This window comes from Variovorax paradoxus (assembly GCF_902712855.1).
Lineage (GTDB): Bacteria > Pseudomonadota > Gammaproteobacteria > Burkholderiales > Burkholderiaceae_C > Variovorax > Variovorax paradoxus_Q.
Genome location: NZ_LR743507.1, coordinates 438,208 through 451,711 on the forward strand (window position 1 = coordinate 438,208; position 13,504 = coordinate 451,711).

Genomic DNA, 13,504 nt, shown 5'->3' on the forward strand with positions numbered 1-13,504 from the left:
GCGCACCGCCATTGGCGACTGCTGGTAAATGATCAATTCATTATTCGAACATTCACAACCACTGGTCAATTGCCTAGATTCTGACCATGACCCGCCGAACCACCGACGTCCTGCTCACCGCGACCGCGCCCACGGTCTGGGGCAGCACCTACATCGTCACCACCGAGCTGCTGCCCGCCAACTACCCGCTGACGGTGGCGCTGCTGCGCGCGCTGCCCGCGGGCCTGCTGCTGCTCCTGGTCGTGCGGCAGCTGCCCGCTCGCGCATGGTGGGGGCGCATCTTCCTGCTGGGCGGGCTGAACTTCTCGGTGCTGTGGGCCATGCTCTTCCTCGCGGCCTATCGCCTGCCGGGCGGCGTGGCGGCCACCATCACCTCGGTGCAGCCGCTGCTGGTGGTGTTCCTGGCGGGCGCGTTTCTCGGCGCGCGGGTGCGCGCGCTGTCCGTGGTGGCGGCGGCGATCGGCATCGGCGGCGTGGCGCTGCTGGTGCTCACGCCGGACGCGGCGCTCGACGCCCCTGGCGTTGCCGCGGCCGTGGCCGCCGCCGTGTCGATGGCGTTCGGCACCGTGCTGAGCCGCCGCTGGCAGCCGCCGGTGTCGGCACTCGCCTTCACCGCCTGGCAACTCACCGCGGGCGGCCTGCTGCTGCTGCCGTTTGCGCTGCTGCTGGAACCGCCGCTGCCCGCGCTCACGCTACACAACTGGATCGGCTTCGGCTGGCTCGGCCTGGTCGGCGCCGCGCTGACCTACATCGTGTGGTTCCGCGGCGTGGGCCGGCTGGAGCCGTCCGCGATCGCGCCGATGGCCTTCCTGAGCCCGGTGACGGCAGTGATCCTGGGCTGGGCGCTGCTGGGGCAGGCGCTGTCGGCATGGCAGGTGACGGGCATCGCCATCGTCCTTGCCAGCATCTGGCTGAGCCAGCTTGCGCAGCGCGGCGCGGCCCCTTTGGCGCGGCCGGCAGCGGTGGCGCGTCAGGCCGGCTGAGCCGCAGGCGAGGTGGCGCGCCGGAGCAGGCTCAGGTAGCCGGGCTGCACTTCCATCCGCGCCGTCGCGCCCCGGCGTTGCAGCAGCCGGTGCGCCTTCGGCAGCGCCCAGCAGGGCAGGCCGGTGAACATGTGGTGCTCGCAGTGGTAGTTGACCCAGTAGGGCGCCACCAGCAGGCGTTCGAGCCAGCCGGCGTGCGTGGTGCGGGCCTGTCGCATCGGATCGGCCTCGTTCTGCGCCACCAGCGCATGCTCGGCGATGTTGCGCACGCGGCTCACCAGCGGCAGCCAGGTGGCCATGGGCAGCAGCCACATCAGGAGCCACGCCCACCCATGGCCCGCGAGGGCGAAGGCAGCGAAGCCGAGGCCGTTGGCAACGAGGAAGCGCCTGTCCTTCGCCAGCTCGCGGCCGAACACTTTCAGCGCCGATTCACCCGGCGCACGCTTGCGGATGCCCTCGGCGACGTGACCGAAGCGCTGCTTGTAGAAGGTCTGTCCGCTCAGGTCGCGCACCACCTTGCGCCACATCGACGCCCGCGTGATGGGAAAGGGCGCCGACAGCACCAGGTCGGGGTCTTCGGTCTGCTGCACGAAGCGGTGGTGCTGCAGGTGGTACGGCCGGTAGTCGCGCAGCGTCGACGAGCACAGCCAGTGGCCCACCCAGTCGTTGACCTTGCGGTTGCGGTGCAGGCCCGCATGCGCCGCGTCGTGCATGAGGATGAACAACCCCAGCTGCCGCGCGCCGACGATCGGCACCATCAGCGGCACGGTCCACGGCCACGCGATGCCCACCAGCATCGCCGCGCCGATGGTGCCCCAGCAGTGCGCCACCAGCCAGAGCCCCCTCCACGAGGAGCGGGCGGTGAGCGATTGCCACTCTTGCGTGCTGAAGAAGTCCTGGGGTTGGGCGCGGGGTGCGACGGCCATGCGGTCCAGTATGCGCCGGCGCACCGGCCGGAACACGCGGAATTGCCCGGGGTGCGGGGTGCAGCCATGGGCAGAATCGCGCAGCCCCGGCCCCCTCGCCCGGGAAGGACCTCGCCATGCCCCTCGTGACCATCCGCCTCGCGCGCCGCGATCCCCCTGCCTCGAAGGAACAGAAGGCCGCGCTCATCGCCGGCGCCACGAAGCTGATGCAGGACGTGCTGGGCAAGCGGCCGGAAGACGTGACCGTGCTGATCGACGAGATCGACCCCGACAACTGGGGCCAGGGCGGCGAAAGCGCGACGGTGCTGAGGCAGCGCCGGCGCGAGGCCGGCGGCTAGGGCGCACTACTTGTCGATGATCTTGCGCGCGAAGACTTCGAGGTAGTCCATCAGCCGCTCGGCGCCCGCGATGGCCGCGGCCTCGTCGCCGGTGGCGATGCCCTGCGCCAGCTCGAGGTGTGCGTTGGCGCCCTCGACGATCTCGCCCTCGTGCTGATACGCGTACCAGAAGCGCCGGCACTGCACGATCGGCGGGATCACGGCGCGCACCGCCGAGTCGTTATGGCTGGCCTGGTGGTTGACGAGGTCGAGCGCGTGGTCGGCGCGCATGTAGTCGGTGAGATCGCCGCGGCCCGCCGCCTCGACCATCGCCTGCGCGCAGCGGACGATGTCGGTGCGTTGCTGCACCGTGGCGCGGCGCGCCGAGCAGGCGGCAATGAGCCGCTCGAGCACGCGCCGGGTCTGGATCACGTCGAGGTGGTCGGCCAAGTCGATCGCCGACACCAGCAGGCCGCGGCGCGGCTGCTGCACGATGAGGCCGATGGACACCATGCGCATCAGCGCCTCGCGCACCGGCGTGCGGCCCAACCCGGTACGGTCGGCCAGCTCGGCCTCGACGATCTGCCCGCCGGGCTGCAGCTGCAGGGTCGACAGCAGCGCCTCGATGGCGTCGTAGGCCACGTCGGCGGCGCGGCGCTTGGGGCGAGGGCGGGAGTCGGTCTTCGGGGCGGCCATGGTCTCGGGTTGCGGGTACGGATGCGGATTCGGCGTCGTCATTGTCGGGCGTCGCCGTCGCCGGCAAGGCCCGCGAGTGTCGCGATGCGGACCGGCGACAGCGGCGGGCGCGGCACGGGCGGCGTCCAGCCGAACAGGAACTGCGCCGCATCGCCGCACACGCGGCCCTGGCAGGCGCCCATGCCGCAGCGGCGGTGCAGCTTGGCGTCGGTCCAGCCGCTGCAGGCCGACAGCGCGGACAACGGCACGTCCTCGCAGCGGCACACGAGCGTGTCGGGCCGCGCCATCGACCGGAGATCGGGCGCCAGCGCGAAGCTGCGGTGCAGTTGCGCGGCAAAGGCGTCCCAGCGGGCGCGCTCGCCTTCATGCGCCCTGGCTGCGCGCTCGTTGCCGACCGCCGCGTGGCCGGCGATGGTGCCTTGTGCGAGCGCGCGTTCGCTGCCGCCGAAGCCGGTGCATTCGCCGGCGGCGTAGATGCCGGGCACGCTGGTGGCCTGCAGGGCATCGACCGACAGGGCCTGCCCACCGGGCGCACGACGGAGCGCGCAACCGAGCAGCTGGCCGAGCTGCGTGTTGGGCGTGAGGCCGAAGCCGCAGGCGACGCGATCGCATGCGATCCCGACCTCGCGACCGCGTTGCAGCAGCCGCACCGATTCGACCTGCGTGGTGCCCTGCGCCGAGACGACGCGCGCCGAGGTGCGGTACTGCGCGTCGGCCAGCGCAAGGGCCTGGGCCGCCTTGCCGGGCCAGCGCACGAGGCTGGCGCCGAAGGCCGCGACCGACGCGAAGGACGCCTGCTCCGCGATGCGCAGCACCTTCGCGCCCGCGGCGCGCGCAGTGGCCGCGGCGGCCAGCAGCAGCGGCCCGCTGCCGGCAATGACGACGCGCTCCCCAGCGACCGGCAAGCCCGCCTTGACCAGCGCCTGCAGCCCGCCCGCACCCGTCACGCCGGGCAGCGTCCAGCCGGGAAAGGGCAGCAGCAGCTCGCGCGCGCCGGTGCAGGGAATGAGCCTGTTCCACCGCATGCGCGTGGCCTCGCCGGCGTCCTCGAGCAACAGTTCGCCGGATGCCGGTGCGGCGACCACGCGCGTGCCGCTGCGCATTCGGATGTTGGCGTGGCGCCCGAGCGCATCGCGCCATCGGCGTGCCGCCGGCGGCAACGCGGCACCGGGGCCGTCGCGCCAGATCTGTCCGCCCGGCGCGGGGTTGTCATCGATGACGACGACCGACGCGCCGCTGGGCGCGGCCGCCACCGCGGCGGCCATGCCGGCCGGGCCCGCGCCGACGATCAGCACGTCGCAATGGTCGTCCTGCACGGCGCGGTTCATTCCGCCGTCTCCACGCGCATGCCTTCGGCGCACGCGGTCTGGCACGCCAGGCGCCGCCGGCCGTCGACGAGCACGCGGCATTCCTGGCACACGCCCATGCCGCAGAACGGCGCGCGCGGCTGGCCGGTGACCGACGTGCGCGCCACGCCCATGCCGCCGGCCACGCGCAGCGCCGCCGCCACCGAGCTGCCGGCTTTCACGCGCACGAGATGGCCGTCGACATGCAGCAGGGTGTGGCCGCTCACGCCATCTCCTTCAAGGCCGCAAGGCCGTGAAACCGCGCGGCGCATAGGGCGTCGCGTCGAAACCGGGCGCGCCGCCGGTCATCAGCGCCGCCAGCAGGTGCGCGCTGCCGGGCGCAGTGGTCACGCCCAGGCCCTCGTGGCCCACGGCAAGCCACAACCGTTCGCGCCACGGGTGCTTGCCGAGCAGCGGCAGCCCGTCGGGCGAGGCCGCGCGCATGCCGGTCCACGCGCGCACCGCGTTGAGGCCGGCGAGCCCCGGCAGGTAGTCGAGCGTGCGCCGCAGCATGCGCGCCAGCATCGGCGCCTCGACCGCCGGATCGGTCGTGTCGAACTGGCGCGACGAGCCCACCAGCAGCTGCCCCGTGGGACGCGGCTGCACGTTGAAGGCGACCGAGTCGCCGTCGCTGTGGTGCGCGCTGGTGACGTAGCCGAGCTCGACGAGCTGGTGATGCACCGTGCCCGGATAGCGGTCGGTGATGAGCAGGTGTCCCTTCTTCGGGCGGATCGGCAGCTCGGGGCACAGCGTGGTCGCCTGGATGCCGTTGGCCAGCAGCACCTGCGGCGCGCTGCGGCGGCCGCCGTCCGACAGGCGCAACGTGCCGTCGTCCTCGATGGCCGCGACGGTCGCCTGCTCGACGCGGACCGATGCGGCGCCCTGCGCCAGCAGCCAGCGCGCCGCGTTCGGCGCATAGAGGATGCCGTCGCCCGGCACCTCGAGCGCGCCCGCGAGGCCCTTGCGCAGCGCGGGTTCGGCGGTCGCCAGCTCGCCGGCATCCAGCAGGCGGCTGTCGATGCCGTGCGCGTGCAGCCGCTGCTGCTTGCGCTCGGCCTCGGCCATCTCTTCGTCGTTGGCCGCGATCCACAGCGTGCCGCATGGGCTGTACGCACAGTCGTCGCTCATGCGTGGCGCCAGCGCGCGCCATTGCGCGACCGAACGGCGGCTGAGTTCGAGCTCTGCCGGGTTGTCGTCCATCACCACGAGGTGGCCCATGCCCGCGCCGGTGGCGCCGCCGATGCGCGCGTCGAGCACCAGCACGCGGGCGCCCGCCTGCGCGAGCGCCTGTGCGCAGGCCGCGCCGACGATGCCTGCGCCGATGACGATCACATCCGCGTCCATGTCCATGTCGCGCGATGTCAGAGGCGGATGCCCCAGCCGAACGGGTCGTCGTCGTCGATGAGCAGCGTTGCTTCCGCGCTGATGTGCGCGCGGCCGCGCAAGGTGGGAACGACCTGGCCGCCGTCCATCTCGTAGCGGGCCTCGAAGCGGCTGCCGATCACGCTGGCCTGCGTCCATACGGCCCCGGGCGCGAGCTTGCCGTCGGCCGCGAGGCAGGCGATCTTGGCGCTGGTGCCGGTACCGCAGGGCGAGCGGTCGTAGGCGTTGCCGGGGCACAGCACGAAGTTGCGGCTGTCGGCGCCCTCGTCGTCGTCCGCGAACAGTTCGACGTGGTCGATCTCCGCGCCGTCGGCGCCCGTGATGCCCTGTGCCGCAAGCGCCTTTCGCAGCTCGGCGGTGTAGCCGGTGAGCGCGGCGAGGTTGTCGCTGGCCACGCGCTGGCCGTGTTCGCTCACCAGGAAGAACCAGTTGCCGCCCCAGGCCACGTCGCCGCGCACGACGCCATGGCCGGGCAGCTCGACCGCCACCCGGTGCAGGTGCCGGTAGGCCGGCACGTTGCGCACGCTCACCGTGCCGTCTTCATGCAGCGTGGTCGTCACGGTGCCCACGGGCGTCTCGATGCGGTGCTCGCCCACGCCGATGCGCCCCATGTGTGCGAGGCTCGCGACCAGCCCGATGGTGCCGTGCCCGCACATGCCGAGGTAGCCGGTGTTGTTGAAGAAGACCACGCCCGCCGCCGCATCGGGCGATACCGGCGCGCACAGCAGCGCGCCCACCACCACGTCGCTGCCGCGCGGCTCGAGCACCGTGGCGGCGCGCCACTTGTCGTGCCGGTCGGCCAGCAGCGCGCGGCGCTCGGCCATGGTGCCGCCGCCCAGGTCGGGGAAGCCCCCGATCACGAGGCGCGTGGGCTCGCCGCCCGTGTGGGAGTCGATGACCTGGATGCGTTGCATGGGGTGTGGCTCAGTAGCTCGCGATGGGCACGGGCGCTTCGTTCTTGAAGGTGAACACGGTGATGGGCGCCTGCTTCATGTTGCCCTTGTCGTCGTAGGCATAGGTGGCGGCCACGCCCTTGTAGGTGTCCTTGTAGAGCTGCGCGCCCACCTTGTCGGGGTCGATGGAATTGGCCTTCTTCATCGACTCGCCGATGAACATCACCTGGTCGTAGTACGAGGCGGCATAGGCGTCGGGGTCGGCGTTGAAGCGCTTCTTGAACTTCTCCTTGAAGGCCGGGCCGGTCTGCGCCTTCTCGAGCATGGAGCCGCCCTGCGCGCAGAACACCAGGTCGTTGACTGCGTCGCCGCCGATCTTGCCGGTCGCCGGGCTGCACACGGTGTCGCCGCCCAGCAGCTTGCCGGACACGGCCAGCTGCTTCATCTGGCGCGCCATGGGCGCGGCCTGCGGCGCGTAGCCGCCGAAGAAGATGGCGTCGGGCGCCTTGGCCTTCATGTTGGTCAGGATGGCGGTGAAGTCCACGGCCTTGTCGGTGGTGAACTCCTGGCCGACCACGGTGAGGCCCTGCTTCTTGGCCTCCTTGGTGAACTCCTCGGCGAGGCCCTGTCCGAAGGCGGTGCGGTCGTCGATGACGCCGACCTTCTTCACCTTCAGTTCCTTGGCCGCGTACACGGCCATGCTGGAGCCGATCTGGTTGTCGCTCGCGATGATGCGGTAGAGGTTCTTGTAGCCGCCCTGCGTCACCTTCGGGTTGGTGCCGACGGTGGAGACCAGGGTGCCGCCGTCGCTGTAGACGCGCGAGGCCGGAATGGCCACGCCCGAGCAGTACGGGCCCATCACGAACTTGATGCCGTCGTCGACGAACTTCTGCGCCACGCTCACGCCGGTCTTGGCGTCGCACTGGTCGTCTTCCGACACCAGCTCGAACTTGAGCGTCTTGCCGCCGACGCTGAGCTTCTTCGCATTGAGTTCCTCGATGGCGAGGCGCACGCCGTTTTCATTGTCCTTGCCGGCGAAGGCATTGGGTCCCGACAGCGGACCGCTGTGACCGATCTTCACCACCTGCTCCTGCGCCTGTGCCTGGCCCGAGACGGCGAGGGCGGCGAGGGCGGTGGCGCCGAGAAACGAAACCATGCTTGCTCTTGTCTTCATGCTTCTTCCTAGGTTGGGACAATGAAAAAGTGCGCGGATGGGCGCGGCGGCTACATGACCGACCGGTACTGCGCGGGCCGCGTGGCCAGCGCCTTCTTCACGATGGCTTCGATGGCCTCTCGCTCCGCGCCGACGAGCGGCAGGCGCGGGCGGCGCATGTGCTCCGTGCCCACGCCGACCAGCACGTCGATGAGCTTGAGGTTCTGCACCAGCTTGGTCGACACGTCCAGGTGCAGCATCGGCGTCATCCACTGGTAGAGCTTGAGCGCCTCGGCGAACCTGCCGGCCTTCATCAGGTCGTACAGCGCCACCGTCTCGCGCGGGAACGCGCAGCCCACGCCGGCCAGAAGGCCGTCGCAGCCCAGCGCGAGGCCTTCGTAGGCCAGGTCGTCCACGCCCAGGAACAGCTGGTAGCGGTCGCCCACGGTGTTGCGCAGGTCGGTGATGCGGCGGATGTCGTCGGTGCTTTCCTTGATGGCGGCGATCCACTCGCAATCGGCCAGCTCCACCATGTGTTGCGGCTTCAGGTCGACGCGGTAGGCCACCGGGTTGTTGTAGACCATGATGGGTTTCTGCGCCGCGTTGGCGATGGTGCGCACGTTGAGCATGGCCTCGCGCGCGTCGGCCACGTAGATCACCGAGGGCATCACCATGAAGCCGGCCACGCCGAGCTTGTTGGCCCCGTCCACGTAGCGCAGCGCTTCCCGCGTGCTGGTTTCCGACACGTTGGCGAGCACCGGGATGCGGCCGTCGGCGGCGTCCAGCGCGATCTTCGCGACCTGCAGCTTCTCTTCGAGCGTGAGCGTGCTGGCTTCGCCCAGCGAACCGCAGGTGACGAGGCCGTGGATGCCGTTGCGGATCTGGAAGTCGATGTGCCGGGCCGTGCCCTCGGCATCGATGCTTTCATCGGCGTTGAACTTGGTGGTAACGGCGGGAAAGATGCCTTGCCAGCGGGGATTGCTCACGTGATCGCTCCTTGTGGATATGCGGGGTGAAAACGCCGCAATTTAAATATATTAAGAACATATCCGCAAGATATCCGTGGGGCAAGCGCTCTTCCGCGCCGGGAGCTTGTGTGATAGCAGCGGCCTGCGCTGGGGCAGGCCGTAGACGGGCGCGCTACTTGCGGCCGTCGGCCGGGCGCAGCACGCCGCGCCGGAGCGTGACCGGCTTGCCGATGGGCGGCGCCGACTTGGTCTCGACGGTGCGCACCGTGCCGTTGTCCATGCGCACCGCCACCTCGTAGACCGTGACCGTGCGCACGTGCTTCTCGATCTCATTGCCGGCGAAGCCGCCGCCCACCGCGCCCAGCACCGTGGTTGCGGCCCGGCCGTTGCCGTGCCCGAACTGATTGCCGACGAGGCCGCCTACCACGCCGCCGGCCACGGCGCCCACGCCCGAGGTGCTCTGCAGGCGCTTCTGGACGGGGCGAACCGATTCGACCCGCCCGCAGACCGCACAGGGCGGCGCAGCGGGTGCTGCCTCCACCACCGGCGCGTTCACGCCTGCCGCCGGTCCTGGCGGCACGGGCTGGGCGGGCAGCGGTGCGGGTGCGGGGGCAGGCATGGGCGCGGCAGCCATGGCTTGCGGCGCGGGCCCCGCGCCCGTGGGTGGCGCGGCGGGCGCCGCCGGCATGGCCTCGGGCTTGAAATCGTCGGGTGCGGCGGGTGCAACGGGCAAGGCAGCGGCCACCGCCGGCGGTGGCGTGCTCGCGTTCGTGCCGGGGGCCTGGCGGCTGATGAGCACGCCACCGAGCGCCACGACGGCCACGGCCAGTGCGCCGATCACGGCCCACAGGGCCTTCGGCGACTTGCTCACAGGCGGGTTGGATGGCAAAGACGAGTCCATGAGAAATCCCGGTTGTGTCCGAGGCGAAACCCCTCGGAACCCACCGGGAAGCATGAGCGCGGAGGGCGCGTTGTCAATTGACCGGCGTCCTACATGGCGCGTCGCACCGCGTCGGCTGTTCAGGCCCGATCACGCCGACGGAGCGCCCGGGCGGGCCGGGCGCCCGACTGCCGTCAATCGATCTTCGCGCCCGACGCCTTCACCACCACGCCCATCGCGTCCCAGTCCGAGCGCAGCAGTTTCAGGAACTCCTCCGCGCTCTGGCTGCGCGGCTCCACGCCCAGGCGCTTGAAGCGTTCCTGGATCGCCGGATCGGCCAGCACCTTGTTGGCCGCGGCGTTGATGCGATCGACCTCCGCCTTCGGCGTGCCGGCCGGCGCGAGCAGGCCGATCCACGAATCGAAGGCATAGCCCGGCAGGCCGCTTTCGGCCACGGTCGGCAGCTTGGGCAGGAAGGGGCTGCGCGACTGGCCGGTGGAGGCCAGCAGCTTCATGCGCGCGTCGTCCTGGAAGCCGATCACGCCGATGCTCGACGAGATCACCGCCTGCACCCGGCCTGCGAGCACCTCGTTGACGGCCTCGCCGGTCGACTTGGTAGGGATGTGCGTCATCTGCAGCCCGGCCTTGGCCAGGAACGAGGCCATCGCGAGGTGCGTGGCGCTGCCGTTGCCGGCCGATGCGTAGTTGTACTTGCCGGGGTTGGCCTTGACCTCCTTGATGAAGTCGGCCGTGGTCGACACGCCCATGCCGCTGGCCACCGCCAGCACGTAGCCCGCATTGCCGACGTTGGCCACGCCGACGAAGTCCTTCAACGGGTCGTAGCTCAGCTTGCTGTACAGGAAGCCCGCGATGTTGTGGCTCGCGGCCGCCAGCACCAGCGTGTTGCCGTCGGCCGGCGCGCGCGCCACGAGGGCCGCGCCCACCGTGCCGCCCGCACCCGCGCGGTTCTCGACGATGGCGCTGGCGTTGAGGGCCGCGCCGAGTTCGTTGTTGAACGCGCGCGCCACGGTGTCCTGCACCGCGCCGGTGCCGAAGGGCACGACGATGTGAATCACGCGCTGCTGCGCATGCACCGGGGCCATGGCGCACAGCGCCGCGGCGGCGGCCGCCAGGGCGGCGATGGAACGTCGGGTGAACGGGGTCGAAGGCATCTGGGTGGCCGCTTTCATCGTCAACAGGGAATGGATTTCAGGTGCCCGACGGCAGCCAGCGCTGCACCAGCTTCACGAAGTAGCTGGCACCGATCGGGATGATCTCGTCGTTGAAGTCGAACGAGGTGTTGTGGATGACGCAAGGGCCGGGCCCGTGGCCATCGAGCCGGTGGTCGCCGTCGCCATTGCCCAGGAAGGCGTAGCAGCCGGGCCGCGCGAGCAGCATGTGGGCGAAGTCTTCGGCGCCCATCACGGCGGGGAAGTCGAAGGTGACCATGTCGTCGCCCACCACCTCGCGCATCACACCGGCGGCGAAGCGCGCCTCCGCTGCATGGTTCACGGTCGGCGGTGAGGAACGGTTGAAGAACACCTCGGCGGTGCAGCCGTGCGCCGCCGCCACGCCCGCGGCCACTTCGCGCAGGCGGGCCTCGATCTTGTCGATGGCCTCGATCGAGAAGGTGCGGATGGTGCCGCCCACCGTGGCCACGTCGGGAATGACGTTGGGCGCGTCGGAGCCCTGCAGCTGCGTGACCGCGAGCAGCGCACGCTCGGTGCTCGGGATGGTGCGCGCCACGATGGTCTGCAGCTGCTGCGCCAGCGTGACCACCGCCGCCACCGGGTCGATGCCCGTGTGCGGCATCGATGCGTGCGTGCCGCGCCCGCGCACGGTGATCCTGTAGGTGTTGCTCGAGGCCATCAGCGCGCCTTCGTTGAGCGCGAAGCGGCCCACGTCGCCGACCGGGAAGTTGTGCAGCCCGAAGACGGCGTCGCACGGGAAGCGCTCGAACAGGCCCTCGTCGATCATCTTCTTCGCGCCGGCCTTGCCCATCTCCTCGGCCGGCTGGAAGATGAAGTGCACCGTGCCGTCGAAGTAGTCCGGGCCCTGTTGCGACAGGTGCCAGGCGGCGGCCAGCAGCATGGTGGTGTGGCCGTCGTGGCCGCAGGCGTGCATGCGGCCGGGGTTCGTCGACTTGTGGGCGAACTCGTTGGCCTCGTGCAGCGGCAGCGCGTCCATGTCGGCGCGCAGGCCGATGGTGCGGCTGCCGGTGCCCTTGCGCAGCACGCCGACCAGGCCGGTGCCCGCGATGCCGCGGTGCACCTCGATGCCCCATTCGGCCAGCAGCGTCGCGACCTTCTCGGAGGTGCGGTGTTCTTCGAAGCCCAGTTCGGGGTGGGCGTGGATGTCGCGGCGGATCTCGACGAAGCGCGCGGCATTGGCAAGGAAGGAGTCGGCGATGTTCATGGCGGGCGGGTGCTGGCTGCAGGGTCGTTCGAATGGGAAGCGAACGATTCTGGCGCAGCCGCCCGCCGCATGCACACCGGGATTGCGCGACCTACCCGAGCCGGCCTTCCTGCCTCAGCTTCGCGCCGATGCGCCGGATCTCGGCCTCGCCCTGGTCCAGCGCGGCCCGGCTGGTGTGCACCGAGTAGTGGCCCATCACCAGCTCGTGCGGGTGCGGGACGGCCGAGCCGAGCACGAAGCGCGTGTCGCCCTGGGCCACGAGGTTGATCGCCTCGCCGGATTCCTCGAACACCGCGAGTTCGCCCGCGCCGACCGGGCCGCCGCTGTCGTCGCCCGCCTCGAGCGCGCCCGCGCTGACCGCCAGCCACCCCACGGTGTGCCCCGCGGGCGGCATGTAGCGCCAGCGCTCGCCATCCTTCAGTTCGACGGCGAGGTAGTTCATCGGCGCCGGTGCGGCGATGGCGCTCTGCGCCGCGCCGTGGCGCCCGAGCAGCACGCGCGCCGGTCCGTCCTGCGGCACCTGGGAGGGCGCGAGGTACATGCTCTGCGCCGGCGCGTTCTCTTCCGAAGCGGGCAGCGCGACCCACAGCTGGAAGCCGCTCACGCGCTGCACGCCGGGTGCGGGGGCGCCGGTGTGCCACACGCCGTTGCCCGCGCGCATCCATTCGACGCCGCCGCCGCGCAGCGTGCCGCGCTCGCCGGTGGTGTCGTCATAGAGCGTGTCGCCTTCCATCAGGTAGGTGAGCGTCGCGATGCCCGAGTGCGGATGCAACCCGAAGCCCTTGTGGCCGCCCGTGGTGTCGAAGCCGAACAGGTCGAGGAACACGAACGGCTTCAGGTATTCGCCCAGGTCGCCGGGGCTCACGAGCCGCGTGATGCCGCCGTGCCGCGAACCGCGCGTGCGGTGGACGATGGCGCGGGCCTGCGTTGCGACAGCGGCGGTCATGCCGCCTCCCTGGCGGTCTTCAGCGCCCGGGTCCACCAGGCCATGTCGTCGAGCATGGCGGTGGCCGCCTGCGCGAGGTGCGGGAAGTCTTCGAAGCGCTTGCCCTGCTGCCAGATGCCCAGGAACTCCACCATGCCGATGTGCACCGCGTGGCGCACCGGCGCCATCTGCATCTCGACGGCCACCAGCCGCAGCTGCTCGATGGCGCGCGCAGCGCCCACGCCGCCGTAGCCGACGAAGCCGACCGGCTTGCGCACGAACTCCTTGTAGGCCCAGTCGATCGCGTTCTTCAGCACCGCGCTCGGGCCGTGGTTGTACTCGGGCGTGACGACGATCAGCCCGTCGAAGGTGGCCAGCTTCGCCCGCCAGCGCTGCGCGGCCTCGTTCTTCACCGGGCCCCAGGCCGGCGCGCCGGCTTCGTCGAAGAAGGGCAGCGGATGGTCGCGCAGGTCGACCAGCTCGAAGGCCAGGTCGGTGCGCTGGCTGGCAATGTCGGTGATCCACTGCGCGGGCTTCTCGCCGAAGCGGCCTTCGCGGGTCGAGCCGAGGATGATGCCGATGCGGGGTTGTGGGGTCATGTGTGCTCCTGGGAAATGGA

General features: G+C 70.9%; 15 protein-coding genes. 2 read left to right on the forward strand and 13 right to left on the reverse strand.

Annotated features, from left to right (window positions below):
- The first annotated feature begins 86 nt into the window (after positions 1 to 86).
- A complete protein-coding gene (locus AACL56_RS02115) occupies positions 87 to 983 on the forward strand; it encodes an EamA family transporter (RefSeq protein ID WP_339088183.1) in 897 nt (298 codons plus the stop codon).
- Here AACL56_RS02115 and AACL56_RS02120 read toward each other — a convergent pair.
- Positions 971 to 1,909, reverse strand: coding sequence for a fatty acid desaturase family protein (locus tag AACL56_RS02120; RefSeq protein WP_339088184.1), 939 nt, complete (start codon positions 1,907 to 1,909; stop codon positions 971 to 973). The two genes, AACL56_RS02115 and AACL56_RS02120, sit on opposite strands and share 13 nt — an antisense overlap.
- 116 nt (positions 1,910 to 2,025) lie before the next feature.
- On the opposite strand from AACL56_RS02120, the gene AACL56_RS02125 reads away from it, so the two are divergent.
- Positions 2,026 to 2,247: a tautomerase family protein gene (locus AACL56_RS02125; protein ID WP_339088185.1), complete on the forward strand. Its 222-nt coding sequence runs from the start codon at positions 2,026 to 2,028 to the stop codon at positions 2,245 to 2,247.
- Positions 2,248 to 2,253: 6 nt separating this feature from the next.
- Here the strand turns inward: AACL56_RS02125 and AACL56_RS02130 are convergent, their stop codons facing one another.
- The 12 genes from AACL56_RS02130 to AACL56_RS02185 form a co-directional block, all read right to left on the reverse strand.
- Complete coding sequence (locus AACL56_RS02130) at positions 2,254 to 2,964, reverse strand: GntR family transcriptional regulator (protein ID WP_425336974.1); 711 nt, start codon at positions 2,962 to 2,964, stop codon at positions 2,254 to 2,256.
- Positions 2,961 to 4,250 carry an NAD(P)/FAD-dependent oxidoreductase gene (locus AACL56_RS02135; protein WP_339088186.1) on the reverse strand — a complete coding sequence of 430 codons (1,290 nt, stop codon included), beginning with the start codon at positions 4,248 to 4,250 and terminating at the stop codon, positions 2,961 to 2,963. The genes AACL56_RS02130 and AACL56_RS02135 overlap by 4 nt, the downstream gene beginning before the upstream one ends.
- Positions 4,247 to 4,495 carry a (2Fe-2S)-binding protein gene (locus tag AACL56_RS02140; protein WP_339088187.1) on the reverse strand — a complete coding sequence of 83 codons (249 nt, stop codon included), beginning with the start codon at positions 4,493 to 4,495 and terminating at the stop codon, positions 4,247 to 4,249. The genes AACL56_RS02135 and AACL56_RS02140 overlap by 4 nt, the downstream gene beginning before the upstream one ends.
- Positions 4,496 to 4,505: 10 nt before the next feature.
- Complete coding sequence (locus tag AACL56_RS02145; RefSeq protein ID WP_339092787.1) at positions 4,506 to 5,612, reverse strand: FAD-dependent oxidoreductase; 1,107 nt, start codon at positions 5,610 to 5,612, stop codon at positions 4,506 to 4,508.
- A 17-nt stretch (positions 5,613 to 5,629) separates the two neighbouring features.
- The gene (locus tag AACL56_RS02150) at positions 5,630 to 6,565 is read right to left on the reverse strand and encodes a 4-hydroxyproline epimerase (RefSeq protein WP_339088188.1); all 936 of its coding nucleotides are present in this window, start codon (positions 6,563 to 6,565) and stop codon (positions 5,630 to 5,632) included.
- A gap of 10 nt (positions 6,566 to 6,575) precedes the next feature.
- Positions 6,576 to 7,718: a branched-chain amino acid ABC transporter substrate-binding protein gene (locus AACL56_RS02155; protein WP_339088189.1), complete on the reverse strand. Its 1,143-nt coding sequence runs from the start codon at positions 7,716 to 7,718 to the stop codon at positions 6,576 to 6,578.
- 50 nt (positions 7,719 to 7,768) lie between these two features.
- Entirely contained in the window at positions 7,769 to 8,683 is a 915-nt protein-coding gene (locus tag AACL56_RS02160) for a dihydrodipicolinate synthase family protein (protein ID WP_339088190.1), read from the reverse strand.
- Between the two features lie 154 nt (positions 8,684 to 8,837).
- A complete protein-coding gene (locus AACL56_RS02165) occupies positions 8,838 to 9,566 on the reverse strand; it encodes a glycine zipper 2TM domain-containing protein (protein ID WP_339088191.1) in 729 nt (242 codons plus the stop codon).
- Positions 9,567 to 9,739: 173 nt separating this feature from the next.
- Entirely contained in the window at positions 9,740 to 10,735 is a 996-nt protein-coding gene (locus AACL56_RS02170) for a tripartite tricarboxylate transporter substrate-binding protein (RefSeq protein ID WP_339088192.1), read from the reverse strand.
- Between the two features lie 19 nt (positions 10,736 to 10,754).
- Complete coding sequence (locus tag AACL56_RS02175) at positions 10,755 to 11,960, reverse strand: M20 aminoacylase family protein (RefSeq protein WP_339088193.1); 1,206 nt, start codon at positions 11,958 to 11,960, stop codon at positions 10,755 to 10,757.
- 91 nt (positions 11,961 to 12,051) lie between these two features.
- Positions 12,052 to 12,906 (reverse strand): pirin family protein, encoded by an 855-nt coding sequence (locus tag AACL56_RS02180; protein WP_339088194.1) that lies wholly within the window; start codon positions 12,904 to 12,906, stop codon positions 12,052 to 12,054.
- Entirely contained in the window at positions 12,903 to 13,484 is a 582-nt protein-coding gene (locus AACL56_RS02185; RefSeq protein WP_339088195.1) for an NADPH-dependent FMN reductase, read from the reverse strand. The genes AACL56_RS02180 and AACL56_RS02185 overlap by 4 nt, the downstream gene beginning before the upstream one ends.
- Between the last annotated feature and the right edge of the window lie 20 nt (positions 13,485 to 13,504).

Excerpts from the sequence above, each read along its gene's own strand:
- AACL56_RS02135 (WP_339088186.1), bottom strand. The coding sequence starts at position 4,250 with ATGAACCGCGCCGTGCAGGACGACCATTGCGACGTGCTGATCGTCGGC.
- AACL56_RS02120 (WP_339088184.1), bottom strand. The coding sequence starts at position 1,909 with ATGGCCGTCGCACCCCGCGCCCAACCCCAGGACTTCTTCAGCACGCAA.
- AACL56_RS02185 (WP_339088195.1), bottom strand. The coding sequence starts at position 13,484 with ATGACCCCACAACCCCGCATCGGCATCATCCTCGGCTCGACCCGCGAA.
- AACL56_RS02150 (WP_339088188.1), bottom strand. The coding sequence starts at position 6,565 with ATGCAACGCATCCAGGTCATCGACTCCCACACGGGCGGCGAGCCCACG.
- AACL56_RS02165 (WP_339088191.1), bottom strand. The coding sequence starts at position 9,566 with ATGGACTCGTCTTTGCCATCCAACCCGCCTGTGAGCAAGTCGCCGAAG.
- AACL56_RS02130 (WP_425336974.1), bottom strand. The coding sequence starts at position 2,964 with ATGACGACGCCGAATCCGCATCCGTACCCGCAACCCGAGACCATGGCC.
- AACL56_RS02170 (WP_339088192.1), bottom strand. The coding sequence starts at position 10,735 with ATGAAAGCGGCCACCCAGATGCCTTCGACCCCGTTCACCCGACGTTCC.
- AACL56_RS02115 (WP_339088183.1), top strand. The coding sequence starts at position 87 with ATGACCCGCCGAACCACCGACGTCCTGCTCACCGCGACCGCGCCCACG.
- AACL56_RS02155 (WP_339088189.1), bottom strand. The coding sequence starts at position 7,718 with ATGAAGACAAGAGCAAGCATGGTTTCGTTTCTCGGCGCCACCGCCCTC.
- AACL56_RS02175 (WP_339088193.1), bottom strand. The coding sequence starts at position 11,960 with ATGAACATCGCCGACTCCTTCCTTGCCAATGCCGCGCGCTTCGTCGAG.
- AACL56_RS02125 (WP_339088185.1), top strand. The coding sequence starts at position 2,026 with ATGCCCCTCGTGACCATCCGCCTCGCGCGCCGCGATCCCCCTGCCTCG.
- AACL56_RS02145 (WP_339092787.1), bottom strand. The coding sequence starts at position 5,612 with ATGGACGCGGATGTGATCGTCATCGGCGCAGGCATCGTCGGCGCGGCC.
- AACL56_RS02180 (WP_339088194.1), bottom strand. The coding sequence starts at position 12,906 with ATGACCGCCGCTGTCGCAACGCAGGCCCGCGCCATCGTCCACCGCACG.